The 14,617-nt window shown below is 60.3% G+C and carries 12 protein-coding genes; 4 read left to right on the top strand and 8 right to left on the bottom strand.

Going from position 1 to position 14,617, the window contains the following annotated elements; translation table 11 throughout:
* Positions 1–15: 15 nt before the first annotated feature.
* The gene (locus VOM14_RS03245; protein WP_327627422.1) at positions 16–900 is read left to right on the top strand and encodes an MxaL protein; all 885 of its coding nucleotides are present in this window, start codon (positions 16–18) and stop codon (positions 898–900) included.
* Positions 901–911: 11 nt separating this feature from the next.
* Here VOM14_RS03245 and VOM14_RS03250 read toward each other — a convergent pair whose 3' ends face one another.
* Both VOM14_RS03250 and VOM14_RS03255 read right to left on the bottom strand, forming a co-directional pair.
* The gene (locus VOM14_RS03250; protein ID WP_327627216.1) at positions 912–1,817 is read right to left on the bottom strand and encodes an ATP adenylyltransferase family protein; all 906 of its coding nucleotides are present in this window, start codon (positions 1,815–1,817) and stop codon (positions 912–914) included.
* 46 nt (positions 1,818–1,863) lie between these two features.
* Complete coding sequence (locus VOM14_RS03255; protein WP_327627424.1) at positions 1,864–2,685, bottom strand: LysR substrate-binding domain-containing protein; 822 nt, start codon at positions 2,683–2,685, stop codon at positions 1,864–1,866.
* 124 nt (positions 2,686–2,809) lie between these two features.
* Here VOM14_RS03255 and VOM14_RS03260 point away from each other — a divergent pair, with 124 nt between their 5' ends.
* Positions 2,810–3,661 (top strand): alpha/beta fold hydrolase, encoded by an 852-nt coding sequence (locus tag VOM14_RS03260; RefSeq protein ID WP_327627217.1) that lies wholly within the window; start codon positions 2,810–2,812, stop codon positions 3,659–3,661.
* 13 nt (positions 3,662–3,674) lie between these two features.
* Here VOM14_RS03260 and VOM14_RS03265 read toward each other — a convergent pair whose 3' ends face one another.
* From VOM14_RS03265 to VOM14_RS03285, 5 genes are all read right to left on the bottom strand, one after another.
* Positions 3,675–4,937, bottom strand: coding sequence for an acyltransferase family protein (locus VOM14_RS03265; RefSeq protein WP_327627426.1), 1,263 nt, complete (start codon positions 4,935–4,937; stop codon positions 3,675–3,677).
* 178 nt (positions 4,938–5,115) lie between these two features.
* The gene (locus VOM14_RS03270) at positions 5,116–6,114 is read right to left on the bottom strand and encodes a glycosyltransferase family 2 protein (protein ID WP_327627218.1); all 999 of its coding nucleotides are present in this window, start codon (positions 6,112–6,114) and stop codon (positions 5,116–5,118) included.
* A gap of 273 nt (positions 6,115–6,387) precedes the next feature.
* A complete protein-coding gene (locus tag VOM14_RS03275) occupies positions 6,388–7,404 on the bottom strand; it encodes an ATP-grasp fold amidoligase family protein (protein WP_327627219.1) in 1,017 nt (338 codons plus the stop codon).
* Positions 7,405–7,649: 245 nt separating this feature from the next.
* Positions 7,650–8,837, bottom strand: coding sequence for an acyltransferase family protein (locus VOM14_RS03280; protein ID WP_327627220.1), 1,188 nt, complete (start codon positions 8,835–8,837; stop codon positions 7,650–7,652).
* A gap of 238 nt (positions 8,838–9,075) precedes the next feature.
* Positions 9,076–10,272: a hypothetical protein gene (locus tag VOM14_RS03285; protein WP_327627222.1), complete on the bottom strand. Its 1,197-nt coding sequence runs from the start codon at positions 10,270–10,272 to the stop codon at positions 9,076–9,078.
* Positions 10,273–10,709: 437 nt separating this feature from the next.
* On the opposite strand from VOM14_RS03285, the gene VOM14_RS03290 reads away from it, so the two are divergent.
* A complete protein-coding gene (locus VOM14_RS03290) occupies positions 10,710–11,888 on the top strand; it encodes a GGDEF domain-containing protein (RefSeq protein ID WP_327627223.1) in 1,179 nt (392 codons plus the stop codon).
* Between the two features lie 95 nt (positions 11,889–11,983).
* On the opposite strand, the gene VOM14_RS03295 is transcribed toward VOM14_RS03290, so the two are convergent.
* Positions 11,984–12,586: a UbiX family flavin prenyltransferase gene (locus VOM14_RS03295; RefSeq protein WP_327627224.1), complete on the bottom strand. Its 603-nt coding sequence runs from the start codon at positions 12,584–12,586 to the stop codon at positions 11,984–11,986.
* Between the two features lie 227 nt (positions 12,587–12,813).
* Between VOM14_RS03295 and VOM14_RS03300 the strand changes: the two genes are divergently transcribed.
* On the top strand, positions 12,814–14,454 hold the full coding sequence (locus tag VOM14_RS03300; RefSeq protein WP_327627225.1) for a UbiD family decarboxylase: 1,641 nt from the start codon (positions 12,814–12,816) through the stop codon (positions 14,452–14,454).
* Positions 14,455–14,617 lie beyond the last annotated feature (163 nt).

Raw genomic sequence — 14,617 nt, forward strand, 5'->3', positions numbered from 1 at the left:
GCGGCGCGCCACTGGATGACACTCGCCGCGCTTGTGCTGCTGGTCGCGGCGCTCGCGCTGCCGCCCGTCGCATTGCTGCGTAATACGTCGAGCTACATCGTCACGTTCGACATTACGCAGAGCATGAATGTCGAGGACGTCGTGCTGAACGGCACGCCCGTGAGCCGGCTCGTGTTCGCGCGGGCCGCGATGCGCGATGCGCTCGGGCAATTGCCGTGCGGCTCGAAAATCGGCTGGAGCGCATTCACGGGGCAGCGCAGCTTTTTGCTGCTGTCGCCCGTGGAAGTGTGCGCGAACTATGACGCGCTGCTGTCGTCGCTCGACCGGATCGACGGGAACATGCGTTGGACGAACTACAGCCGCATCGCCGAGGGCGGCGTGTATTCGGCGGTTCGTGTCGCGCAGAACGCAGGCGACGGCACGGCGGTCGTATTCATCACAGACGGGCAGGAGGCGCCGCCGCTGCTGCCTTCCGATGCGCTCAAGCAGGACATCAATCCGGCGCACGTGAAGGGGTGGCTCGTCGGTGTCGGCGGCGATCAGCCCGCGCCCGTTCCGCGCACCGATGCAAACGGCAATCGCGTGGGCTACTGGCAGCGCGACGAGGTGGTGCAGGTTCCGCCCATGCACGCATCCGCGACTCACGCGCAAAGCCACGAGGAGTTGTCCGCGTTGCAGGGACATTATCTGATGTCGGTGGGTGAACAGATCGGCTTCGGCTATCGGCGCCTGGCAGATGCTGCGTCGTTGCGCGACGCAATGCTCGACGCGCGGCTCGCGCGCCGAGAAAAGGTGCCGACCGATGTGCGCTGGTGTCCCGCGCTGTTGGCGTTGCTATTGCTCGTCGCGCGGTTCATGCCAGATATCGCGGTGTGGTTTGCGCGCGAGCGGCGTGGGTGATCCGCGCGAACCTACGCCGGCATCGGCGCCGCCACGCGTTGCAGCACGGTCATGGGACCGAGCCTGCCAATGGTTTCCCTCTGCGTGTCATCGCGAACGAAGAGCGTTCCGGCAAATCCCAACGCGTTGACCGCGATGCCTTCGGTGCGTTCGGCGCAGCGCGGCACGAGCATCATCCAGCGCGTGGTGACGAGCAGGTTGTACGGCGCGGATTGCTGCGCTTCACCGTTCACATCGAGGGCCTGGATGCCGGCCGCATCGAGCAGGGACAGGTAGGCGTGTAATGCGTGACGCGCGAGTTCGAGCGGCCGCGTTGCAAGCGTTGGATCGAGGCGAACGAACGCGTGCGAAAAGCGTAGCCCGTGCACGGTGCTCACGGCGCTGTCCGTGCCCGCGTCAGCAAGCAGCGGCTCGATAGGCAAAACCGGGTGGGCGTCGTCGAGCGGCACGGGCACGATCTGCATATGCTTGTGACGTTGACTCGCGCCCGCAGCCGGGCCGCCATTGTAAAAGCCGAGGCCGTCGAACTGAGCGAGGCAACTGAACAACGCGCTGAAATCGCCCAGATTCAGCAGGTTTTCCTGTAGCTCGAATCGACGCGTGACGACCAGAAGATGGTGATCGATGACATTGAATTTATTGAGTAAAACGAAATGCGTGTCGGAGATGTCGGCGACAAAGAGGTCCGGTTCGCAGGGAAGAAATGGGTTGGCTGCTGCTTTCGATTCGCCACGGCCCGCCGATTTCTCCTTGCGCGCGAGGCTCGACACCTGGCGAATCAGAAAGCGCACGCCGCCGTCTTCGACTGTCGTGAGACTTGTTTGTATGGGATGCAGCGCGCCGCAATGGAGCGCATGCGCGGTCTGGCGCAAGACCGCGGACCACAAATTGGCGGCTGAATGAGAAGACGTGTTCATCGAAATAAGCGGCTCCGATTGGGCAGATTCGCTACGCGCCAGAAAACTAGCGCCTCAGTTCGGCAATGATCTTCTCTGCCAGGAAATCGCACGGCGGGCGCTTCGATGCCGTGCTTCGCGCGAGCACCACCTCGAGTGCGGCGATTTCGGGCAAGCCCTGCGCCTGGCCGAGTAGCGCGAAATGCGCGGGGACAGCGCATTTCGCGAGCGGCACGATGGCGAGGCCCGCTTCGGCCATCGACACGAGACCCATCAGACTCGGACTTTCGTACGAGGTCCGGTAGCTGATGCGCGCCTGCTCAAGGCTGCGAATGGCATTCTCGCGCGCCACGCTGCCGGGCAGAAAGACGGCGATAGGCAAAGGCCTTTCACGCCAGATATCGTGTGCGCTCGGCGATGCGGCCCAGACCATCGGTTCGTGCCGCAGAAACTCCCCCGACAGACCCTTCACGCGCGTGGCGCAGACGAGATCGACGGAGCCGTCTTTCACCATCGGCGCGAGCGCGACGCTCGGCAGGCCGACCACGCGAATCTCCACCTTCGGGTAGGTCGCGGAAAATTTCTTGAGAATCGGCGGCAGCAGCGAAGACGCGTAGTCGTCCGGCACGCCGATGCTCACGCGCCCGGTCACGTCCGGGCGCACCACGGCGGCCCACGCTTCGTCGCGCAACGCCAGCATGCGGCGCGCGTAGGTGAGCAGGACTTCGCCGTCCTGGGTCGGCACGACGCTGCGCGGCTTGCGCACGAAAAGCGGCTTGCCGAGCGCGGTTTCGAGCGTCTTGATCTGCATGCTCACCGCCGATTGCGACCGATGCACGACTTCCGCCGCGCGGCTGATATTGCCGGCGTCGGCCACGGCGACGATCATCGTCATGACATCGAGGTCGAGGGCTTTCACGTTTCAGTATCAGAAAAATAGATGAATACCATCAATATTACGCGATTTTCTTAAATGTTGACGTGGAGCATAGTTCGGGCAAAGGAGCCAGTGTATGAACGCCCGAACCGATTTCTCTCTGCTTGCCGTGCCCGACCTCTCGTTTGCGACCATCGCATCGGGTATTTGCGTGCCTTACGTGGAGTGCGGGCAGGGCGAGCCGCTCGTGTTCGTGCACGGTTCGCTGTGTGATTACCGCTACTGGAGCGCGCAGACGGCGGCGCTGTCCGAGCATTTCCGCTGCATTTCGGTGAGCTTGAGCCATTACTGGCCCGCAGGCGAGGCGTGCATTCAGGGCGAGTTCGGGTGGCAGTCGCATGTGGCCGAGCTGGCCGAGTTTATCGAGGCGCTCGATGTGGCGCCCGTGCATCTGATCGGGCATTCGCGCGGCGGCTGCGTGGCATTTCACGTGGCGCGCGACTATCCGCGTCTCGTGAAGACGCTCACGCTCGCGGACCCCGGTGGTCCGTTGCAGATCGACGGCATGCCGGAGGCGTTGCTGCCGCCCGCGACGAATGCGCTGCGCGCGCGCGTTGCCGAACTGATCGAGAGCGGCGAGATCGACGCGGGTCTCGAACTTTTCGTCGACTCGGTCAGCGCGCCGGGTTCGTGGCGCAAAAGCACGCCGAGCTTCCGCACGATGGCCGCCGATAACGCGGCCACGTTGCCGAAGCAGTTCCGCGATCCGTTGCCCGCATATTCGCGCGAAGCCGCTCGCGATGTGAAATGCCGCACGCTGTTGATCGAAGGACAGCGCAGTCCGCGCATGTTTCGCAACAACGTCGAAAAGCTCGCGGACTGGATCGATTACGCCGACAAGCAGACCATCGCCGGCGCGTCACACGGGATGAACGTGTCGAATGCGGGCGCCTTCAATCGGCTCGTGCATTCGTTCGTGAGCTTCTGACAGCTTCTGACGGTCATCTTCCGGCGCTGCGCTGCGCATCGAGCCTGTGCTCAGGCGCACTTCGGACCTTCGCCGCCGGCGCACACGTCCTTCTTTTAAGGAATCGGCCGCGAATCCAGTCTCTCAGCGGAGCGACCAGCCGCTCCTGGAAATACACGGCGGCAATGACCGTGCCGATCAGATAAAGCGGATACGTTGCCATGCTCGGTATCACTTCTTTGGAAGCAGCGACGCAAGCGGAAAAATGCGACGCGCACCACAGCGGCGACTTGCCGATGGAAAGCAGCTTCAGCACTTTTATCATGACGAGAAAGATCGGCACGTGAATGGCAAAGATCGAAAGAGCCGAGTTTCCGAGCCGGACTGACAGCGCCGAGAACCGTGCTGGAATCGCAACGCCGGCGAAGATAATGACAAGCAGGACCTGGGCTGGCATCAACGCGCCGTTGTGAATGACGTAGCGCGTGGCAATCGGACCGTATGTTTCGAGCCACGCGGCCAGCGCGAACGAGGCCAGGATAAAGATCCACGCCGCCACCTTCTTTGCGCCGCTGTTGCAAACCGTATTCAGGCGGCCTTCGCGGAACAGGCCGTACAGCACGATGCCCACCAGAAACTCGGGCAATCGCAACAGCGGATTGCGTGTGATCATGCCGACCGCTTCGGGACCATACCAGTTCATCAGCGTGCCGGCGATCGGCGGAATCAGATAAAGCAGCCACAAGGCCACTAGAAGCCGAGGCTTTTGTTGGGCCTTGAGAAGCCGCGGCGCAAAAAATGGAAACACGAGATAGAAGAAGAACAATGTCGCGAGCGACCAGGAGGGCGGATTGACCGACCCGTAAATTGGATGCCATACCTGCAGCAAAAACAGGTTCAGCACGAAATTAATCGCGGTATCGAGAGGAGGCAGCGTCACGTAACGCTCGGCGTCGTCGAGCGACATGACCGCGAACTGCGCAAAGCCGCGCGTGCCTGCCGCAGAGACGAGAAGCACCAACAGAAGCGAAATGAGGTGCACCGGGTAGAGATTCGACAAACGCTTGACGAAGAACTCGCGTGCGCCGCCGCGCAGCTCCGTGGTGCGCCCGAAGTATACGTGCGCGAGAATGAAGCCCGAGAGAATAAAGAAGGAGCTGGTGGCAAATCCGCCGAGATTGCTGAGTTCAATGAACGGAATCGTGCCGTTCTGCGGATACTGATGAATCGAATGAAACACCATCAAATAGACGGCTAGAGAGAAACGCAGAACGTCCAGCCCAACGAATTTGTTCATCATCAGGTCTCACGCAAAAGGTTCGCCTTGAAGCCGGATGCAAGGCTTCAGGTTCAGTTTCAGGAGTCAACACAAACATCACCCCAACGCCAGCCACAGACTCAGCGCGCCTCTCACATGAGCGATCCAGATGCGCGTCGCCCGAAGGACGGCGACGCCGCGCATTTACCTGGGATGACTAAAGGCGACGCCGGGCAAGTGGATTGGAGATATAACGAACCGCGAAATCGGACAGCGCGGAAAAAGGAAGAAGGCAAAGACTCGATAAAGCCAGCGTCCCTATTTTTTTCTTGTAACTCCAGAACGGGTTCGCGACTATCGATTGAAAGTAACTATGCGATTGCCGGCTGACCCATCGCCAGCGCGTGGCGAACGGCGCCTGATACACGGCCGAACAAAAATAGGCCTTTTCCAGCGAGAAATCGTGAAACGATGCGGGAAGCTCGATATCCAGACGCGAGCGCGCCATCTCCCGCAGGATCGCCCAACGATTGGTCAGCGCCTTGGGCGCTTTATCGTTGCTTTCCGAGTTGGCAAAACTGATTCCCGTGTTCTCCGTTCGATGAACGCGGTAGGCGCCCAGCGATTGCGGAATCGTCGCGACAGCGCCCACCAATGCCACGCCATAAATGGCATAGAAGTCGGCGCCGTAGCGATTGACGCTCGCTTCGGGAACGGGGAAGATTTTCTTCAATGCACTGGTGCGGTATGCGTTGCCCGATGCCGGCGGCGACGGATACAGCCATCCTCGGCGCAGCAGGCTGCCGCAATCGATTGGAGCGGCCGAGTGAGGCACATAAGTGCCCGATGGCTTGCCCTCTGAATCGACCACGTCGAGTCGGAATTGAACCTTCACGAAGTTGCCTGCTTCAAACACTCGCATGACTTTGGATACGGCGTCGTCATACAGAAGGTCGTCGGAATCCAGCAGGATGACGAACTCCGTGTCGATCATATTCACCGCGTCGTTATAGGCGGAAACCTGCCCGCCGTTCTGCTTGTAAAGCGCTTTAACGCGGCTCCCGTAACTCTCTATGATTTCGCGAGATCCGTCCGTCGATCCGTCGTCGATCACCAGCACGCTGGTGGGATAGTCCTGGGTAAGGGCCGAGTCGATTGCCTCGGCCAAAAAGCGACCATAATTGTAATTGCAGATCACGATTGTCATTTTTTGCATATCGCTTCACCACTTTAATGAACGGTTACTGGAGATTCGTTAAGGGCAGCCGCTCCAATCCGTGTTTTTAGTCTTGTCTGAATCTAATCGCTTCTCGACCTGGCAAAAGTGAATTTACCTTGCCGTTCGTTGCGCCGCCAATAAACGGTATTGCGCTATGTGCGGTTGATAACACAGCCGGATGGGCGCCATTCCGGCTCGGTAATAAGGGAATCGGAACCTGCATGCGGGCGGTAGCAACGAGAGTCGTTATCCGAAGAAAGCCGGCAAGCATTACGCCGCAGCGGTTGAACTTACCGGTAACGCTGGCCGCCTGGTCAAAAAGGTGTCGGGAACGAGTTTTCCCCACTCGTAATCAATGCGATCCGGGGTAAACGGTAGAACGCCGGCACCGGGTGTGAATGTCAGCTCGCCAAAGTAGACCTCGTTGCCGGGCGCATACAGATCGACGCGAACATAGTCGAAGTCCGCGCAGAGCTTGATCGCAGCGTTCAGAATCGCGTCAAGATTTTCCGGACGTGGGGCGGGCTGCGGACTCGGCTTGTACTCGCCAATGGCGATATCCAGGTGATTCCAGTCGACGTCGTACACGTTGCCGCGTGTGTCCGCGCCGAACCGGTCCGAGATCACCAGAATGTAGATCACCGGCTGGCCGGTTCTTCCGCCGAAACAATGCAGCTTGAAGTCGGCGGGAACGTTGCCGGTCTCGTCGAGCAGCAGATGCTCGAAGAAGATGGTCGGCTTGATTCGCCGGTAGTGCTTTTCCCGCGCGATCTTGTAGAAGTCGAGAGTCAGCCAGTAGTTCGCCAGCTCCTGCAGCGCCTCGAAAGAAGTGGCCGATTTGTCTTTTATCACCTTGACATAGCTGCTGCCGTGATTCGCCTTCATCACGAACGAGTTCGGCAACGCATCGAATACCTCTCTCGTGAAGGTGTCCGGCGCGGCGAGCAAAGGTATGACGTGGCTTTCGCCCAGCTTTCTCGCGACATAGGCCCTGACCGTAAGCTTGTCCGTCAACTCGACGAACCACGGGTCGGGCCGCAGGCTCTTTTGCAGGATTTTTTCGTTGAATGTGGTGGGACGAAGCAGGTTCGGATAACGGCCAATGCATTTGTGATGCAGCAGGCTCAGGAACAATGGCGCCGGCAGCATCGACTTGACCGCTTCCTTGAACTTGCGCCAGGTCGATTGCTTGCGCAACGTTGCCGTACTCTCGGGTACTTCGGCTTTTTGCTGGGAAGCGGAACTCCCAGCCTCACCCGAGAATTGCATGGAGTTGGTCGTCGTCATTCTTTTTTCCATCCCTAGAGTTATTCTCGCTGTAGCGGCGGCTTGAGTAGCCTTTCCGCATATGTCACGACCGAGATTAACGTAAGGGATTCGTTGCGCTTGCCCGCGTCGCTTTAGGAAGGTGTTTTGGCCCAATCTCACGAGATCGGCGGTTTTCGCGGTGCAGGCTTTCGAAGATTTCAGAATCGAAAGTGAAATGAATTACCACTGTCATATTCAAAGGCGCGCATAAGTTACCGCCTCAGTTACCGCGCTCCGGCTCTGCGGTGAAATCGCTCGTCGACATGGGCGAGAAGACTGCGCGACAGGCGCACCGCGCGCCCTTGAATCATCCGGTCGGAGACGCGCGAAAATGCATACGACGCAGCGAGTACCGCCAGCACCGTGGCAATGAACAATACCAGCGACGTCTCGCGGTCGCTGCGGCCGAAAACCCCCTCGAAAAAGTGTAGCGTCGCGTACACGCAGATGAAGTGCCACAAGTAGATGCCGTAGCTTTCGCGACCGAGGGCGTCGGTGCAGCGGCGGAGCAACACGCCGCGAGATTCGGCGCCGCTGGTGGAACTGCTGCGCGAGCAGACCAGCAACAGGAACGCGACAGCGCCACACGCGGCAAACACCGGCGCAAGTTCATGCGCTTTGGCGAGCCACACGCCGAGCGCCGCCGTGGCCAGCGAGAAAGCCGAAGCAAGCAGCAAAAGCAGGCACGCGGTGCGCCGTCTCACGCTCGCCGCACCGGTCAGATGCGAACGGAACGCATACCACGCCCACATTCCAACGATAAAGCACGGGCCTTGCACCGGCGGCCAGAAATAGGCGAACGAGTTGTTGCGGACATGGCAAACCAGGCTTTCGTGGCAGTCGTTCGTCCACAACGCGAAAAGAGACAAGGCTAGCAGCAACGCGGTCGCGATCAGCAAGCGCATACGATTCATCGCGATGAAAAACAGCAGCGGCGCGATCAGATAGAACAGCATCTCGACACCGATCGACCATCCACCCGGTACGACATTGTTGATGGCGGTGGGCGACAGCGCGTGCAGAAAGAGCACGTTGAGCAGGATATCGGTTGCGCCGTGTGCGCCGAGCACCCACCCGCGTTCATAGCCCGACTGCGCCGCGCCGTAACTGATGAATCCATACACGGCGATTGCCGCGTAGTACATCGGGGCAATGCGAAAAAAGCGCTTGATATAGAAGCGCAATGTGACGTGCGGTGCGCCCGTGCAGCGATCGAGTTCTGCTTCGAGCGTCATGAAGATTGTGATCGCGCTGATCACGAAAAAGAGTTGCACGCCGTATTGGCCCATGCGCGCGATCATCGCCACGCCGGGCGGCAAATGGGGAAACTGGAACGACAGGTGCACTGCAACGACCCCGACGATCGCGAGCGCCCGGCCTATATCGAGCGCGGCAACACGTCCTTCTTTCATCGGATACATCCTCCTCGACGTTCGAGGCCGCCGCGTTAGCGGCCGCGAGCTTCGTGGACACCGTGCGTTTTGCCAAAGTTCCGATTTTTTTAAGGGCCCGTCCCGTTGCCGATTGATTCGACATGCCGACGCTAACACGGCGATCGCCGGTTCATTGGCGAATGAATAGCGAGCGAGGTAGCGCGCGAAATAGCAGGCGAGGCAACCTGAACCACGCCCGCTACTCACGCGTGTTCCGTCACTGCGTCTCGTCGGTCCACGTATAGATCGGCAGCTTGCTGACCGGCGGCGTGCCGATCTGCAACGTGACGTCGCGCATCGAGGTCAACTCGATGTTGCGCAGGTCGCCCATGTAGCGGCGCGAGTCGCCGTTGTCGTTGATATAGGCGACCACGTTACCCGTGACGCCTGCGACGTTCGTGCTGGTGAGCGGCTGTCCCCAGATATCGAAGAACTGGCCCAGCGTGTAGGTTTTGACGTTGGGCGTTTCAATATGGATGATGCCGGTCTGGTCGTGTGTATGCATCTCGTAGCTGCATTGCGACAGGAGGCCCACGTTCATCGGCAACGCGAGCCACTGGCCGTTGTTGACGATCGCGAGATGCGCGTGCACGTGATACAGCTCGCTCATGTTGGCCGCGCAGGTCAGACCGTCGACGTCCGCACCAGTGCCGCCCGTCGATGTATTGCCGTTCTGCCAGTACTGTGTGCCCACTGTACCGCCGTACGTGAGCGTGGTCGCGTTCGTGTCGAACGGCGGCGGATCGGTCCACGTGTAGCTCGGGATTTGCGTCAACGGCGTGCCGACCATGATGGTCACTTCGCCATGCGGCGGAAGCACGAGGCTCGCGGGATCGCCCTTGTATTGCGTGAGCGCGCCCCCGTCGTTCACATAGATCGAAACGGGCGAGCCGCTCACGCCTGCAACATTCGACGTGCTAAGCGGTTCGCCCCAGATCGCGAAGAACTGGCCGAGCGTGTACGACGCGCCGGTGGTGGTGTCCATGTGAATCTTGCCGCTTGCATCGACCGTGTGCATCGGATACGCGCAACCGGTCTGCGCGGCCATGGTCGGCGAGACCATGCCGATGTTGGCCGGCAACGAAAGCAGTCGGCCGTTCTGATAGATCGACAGATGCGTGTACGTGTACGAGTTGCTGCGCAACCCGCAGTTCATGGCGCTCACGGGCTGACCCGTTCCGCCGGATGAAGTGGAACCCGTAGGCCAGTTCGAGTCGCCGAGCGCCGTGCCGTCCACCACGGGCGTGGCGGCGGCGAGCGTCGGGGTCGTGCTGCTCGCGCCCGATGGCGCGGTCGATCCGGCGCCGTTCGAGCCCGTGCCGGGGTTCGAGGCGCCGCCTCCGCCTCCTCCGCAGCCCGCAATAAACAGAAAGGCGCCAATGGCGACGAATCGTGAGCCCAGCCGTACCAACATCGAGTGCTCCGTGCTGTAGTTGAAAATGGATTAGGGAGAAGGCGACGCCCCACTGAATGAGCGGGCTCGCCTTTGCGGAATAGATCGAGATCGGTTGCAACGGAATGCCGCTTGCTACGGCAGGAGCATTCGTTTAAGGCTCTAAGGCTCAGAAATCGGCAGAATTAGCGTAGCAGATGCCTTCCCGAAGCGAATCCAATGAATCACGGCGATTCGCGACTTTTTTGTCGCATTTTGCGGAGTTGGAATGAGTCCGAGATAAACCACGTGCGCAATAGCGAATGAGCGGCTCGTTTTTTGCGCATCGGAAATTCGTTTCGCATATCCGTTGTGATCGCAACGGATATGCATAAAGCCGCGAATGGAAGCTGTAAAAAAATTTCAGCGTAAAATGCCCTGCCGCTGCAATTTGCCGGCGTCGAGCCCTTTAGTCAGCAATGCACGTCGATCTTCTTACTCTTTACCTTCTTCTGGTCGGAACGCTTCTTGCCAGTTCCGGCATGACGCTCTGGGAGCATCGCAGCCATCCCAAGCGGAGCAAGGAGTTAAAGGTTCTGGCAGCGGGATTCGCCACGCTGGCAATCGGCTGCGCAGCGGCGCTGTTTCGTCATAATTTGCCCGGCGTAACGGGCTCGGCGCTCAGCAATCTGGTCATTCTTACCGGTTATCTGCTGATCATGCAGGGCGTGGCCCTGCTGAGTGGCCGGCAATACCGCGCCGCTACGATCGGGCTGCTACTTCTCATGGCGTCGATCTGGGCGCTTGGCGGCACGCGCTGGCAGGAGACGGTCTGGGCGTACGTGAGCGCGGCCCCGATCGCGGTGGCGAGCGGCATGACGGCGCGCGAGCTGCTTCGCTGCGACAGCATGAAGGGCTTGCAATCGCGCTATATCGCCATGATGGTCGCGGGCGTTCATGCCGTTTTTTATGCGGCGCGGGCGGTAATCCTGCCCTGGCTCGCAACACGCTATGGGCAAGACTTACTGTCCGCCGCCGGCAAGATCACCATGTACGAAGGCGTTTTGTATTCGGTCGTTTTGCCGATGACCTTGCTGAAGCTGATCCGCGAGGAATCGCATGGCGCGCTTTTGCGGGAATCGCAAACGGACTACCTCACGCGCCTCGGCAATCGCAGATGGTTCTTCGAAGAAGGCGCGCGCATCCTCGCCGAAGGCGAAACATGCCGCCCGGTTTCGCTGCTGGCTTTCGACCTCGATCACTTCAAGAAGATCAACGACCGCTTCGGACACAAAACCGGCGACGAAGTATTGAAGTCGTTTGCTGAAGTAGCACGCAGCGTGATGGGACGCGAAGCGATTCTTGGGCGCATCGGCGGAGAAGAGTTCGCCGCGCTGTTGCCTCTGCAGGACGGCTTGCGGGCGAAAGAACTGGGCGAGCTGATTGTCCGGTGTTTCGCCGAGACGGTCTCGCACCGGACCGACGGCGTCGACATACAGACGACGGTCAGCATCGGCCTCGCGGCGTCGACGAGCGCCACGTCGACCCTCGGCGACCTGTTGTCCGCCGCGGACGAGGCGTTGTATATCGCCAAATCGCGCGGTGGAAACCGCCTGGAATGGGCGCAGCATGCCGCCAGCCAGGAAGTCGCCAAATAGCGGCGTTGTCGTTGAGCGGCGTTGTCATTGGCCGCAGACGAGCCCTCGCATGCGGTGAAACATCTTCAGGTCCGAAGGGAGCGGCGTCCCAACCCTCAACCGTTCGCGACGCTAACGATCTTCTGGCCGCAATCCCCCTTCCAGCGCTTCACCGTGCCCGCGTCGATGTCGAACAGATCGAGTACGCGTCCCAGCGTGTGATCGATCATCGATTCGAGGCTGTCGGGCCGCGCGTAAAATGCCGGCACCGGCGGATAGATGATCGCGCCCGTTTCCGTCACGGCGGTCATATTGCGCAAATGCCCGAGATGCAACGGCGTTTCGCGCACCATCAGCACGACCCGCTTGCGCTCCTTCAACATCACATCCGCCGCGCGTGATAGCAGCGAACCCGTGTTGCCCGTCGCAATCTCCGCGAGGGTCTTCATGGAGCAGGGCGCGACGATCATCCCGTCCACGCGGAACGAGCCGCTCGAAATCGCCGCGCCGATATCCGCGTTCGGGTAGTGAGTGTGGGCGAGCGCCTGCACGTCGGCCGCGCGGAAATCCGTTTCGTACGCGAGCGTCATTTGCGCCGAGCGGCTCATCACCAGATGCGATTCCACGTCCAGCTCGCGCAGCATCTCAAGCAACCTGACGCCATACACGACGCCCGAAGCGCCGCTGATTCCCACCACGATACGTTTGCGTCGGTCCATGTTCATCGTCCCCCAGTGCGGCCTGTTCGTGTGTTTGCCCGTCAAGGTTGCATGACACGGGGAGTGCCCTTCAAACGAAATCTGTTCATGCGTGGCATGAGGTCTTTTCATTGCCGGCGGATGAAATCCGTTCATGACGTACATGAGAAATCAGCGTTTGCGAGGCGAGGGTGTTCTGCCTCAGTCTGCGCTCAGCGTCGTTCACCTTGATCATTCACCGGACTGCCATGAAAAATCACCCATCGTTCCAGACACATTTGCAAGCCTTGGAGGACAAGGGCCTTGTCGTCCACGTGCATCGCGAGATCAACAAGGACACCGAACTCCACCCGCTCGTGCGCTGGCAGTTGCGCGGCGGCATCCCCGAATCGGATCGCAAGGCGTTCGTGTTTCATAACGTCGTCGACAGCAAGGGGCGCCGTTACGAGCTGCCCGTCGTCGTGGGCGCGTTGTCGATCAATCGCGAGGTGTACTCGATCGGTATGGGCGTGCCTGTCGACGAGATCGGCAAGAAGTGGCAGCAGGCCAAGGGCAATCCGATCGCGCCTGTCGTGGTGGACGAAGCGCCGTGCCAGGAAGTGTGTTTTATCGGCGACGATCTCGATGTCGATGGGCAAGGGCTCGAACATCTGCCGATTCCCATCTCGACGCCGGGCTTCGACAACGCGCCCTACACCACGTGCTCGCAGTACATTTCGGTCGATCCGGAAAACGGCGTGCAGAACATGGGCACGTATCGCGGACAGATCAAGGGCAAGCGCCGCGTGGGCTGCAATCCGTCGATCGAAATGGGGCAGGGCATCTATCAGCACTGGCTCAAGTACAAGGCCATGGGCAAGCCGATGCCGGCCGCGCTCGTGATCGGCGGGCATCCGGCCGTGTCGTTCTGCTCGGTGCAGAAGCTGCCTATCGACGTCGACGAACTGGGCGTTGCGGGTGCCATTCTCGGCGAACCGCTGCGCGTGGTGAAGTGCAAGACCAACGATCTGCTCGTGCCCGCCGATGCGGAAATCGTGATCGAAGGCTTCGTGCCGACCGATTCGCTCGAACCGGAAGGTCCGTTCGGCGAATCGCACGGTCACGTGAATCTGCAGGAATTCAATCCGTACATGAACGTGACGGCGATCACGCGGCGCAAGAACGCGCATCTCGTGTCGATCATCAGCCAGGTCACGCCGAGCGAAAGCTCGCTCGTGAAGAAGGTTGCGTTCGAGCCGCTCTTTCTCGACCACCTGAAAAATTCGCTGCGTATTGCAAGCGTTGAAAAGGTCGTGATGCACGAGCCGCTCACCAATCTGCGCAAGCTCGTGATCGTCGTGTTCAGCGAGAAGGCCACCGAAACGGAAATCTGGCGCGCACTGATGGGCGCGGCGTCGTTGCAGCCGGCCGTCGGCAAGCTGGTGGTTGCCGTCAGCAACGACATCAACCCGGAAAACAGCGACGCGATCTTCTGGTCGATGAGCTACCGGATGAACGCGATCAAGGACGTGCAGATCCTGCATGGCCGCGACACGGGACATGGTCCGCGCACCTCGGGCGCGCAACGCGGCGACGACGCAGTGGATGGCGTGATCCTGATGAACGCGACGCGCAAGGAGAAGCTGCCGCCGCTCTCGCTGCCGACGCGTCAGTACATGGAAAACGCGAAGGCAATCTGGGAAGAACTCGGTTTGCCGGCGCTGCGTCCGGAATGGCCGTGGTTCGGCGTGTCGATGGGCGACTGGGACGAGCGCAACGAAGCGATGGCGCAGCGCGCCGTGAAGAGCGAGTACTTCGTGACGGGCGAGGAACAGACGCGTCAACGCGTGGGGCCCGAGTGGATCAACAAGGACTCGGACTGGTACTTCGCAGAGAAAAAAGACATGTAAAGAGCCGCCATTAGCGGCCTTTCCCGAAGCAGTAAAGGAGCATCCCATGCAAATGCCGGTGCGGCGGCGCTGCGGCTCGGTGTATTCAAGCCGCGGCATCGCTGCATGTCCGGCGCTCGCGTGGCGCTCTCGCACATCCGCGGTGGACGACGCGGGAAGCCTC

The sequence above is a fragment of the Paraburkholderia sp. MPAMCS5 genome, assembly GCF_036016995.1.
In the GTDB taxonomy this organism is placed as follows: domain Bacteria; phylum Pseudomonadota; class Gammaproteobacteria; order Burkholderiales; family Burkholderiaceae; genus Paraburkholderia.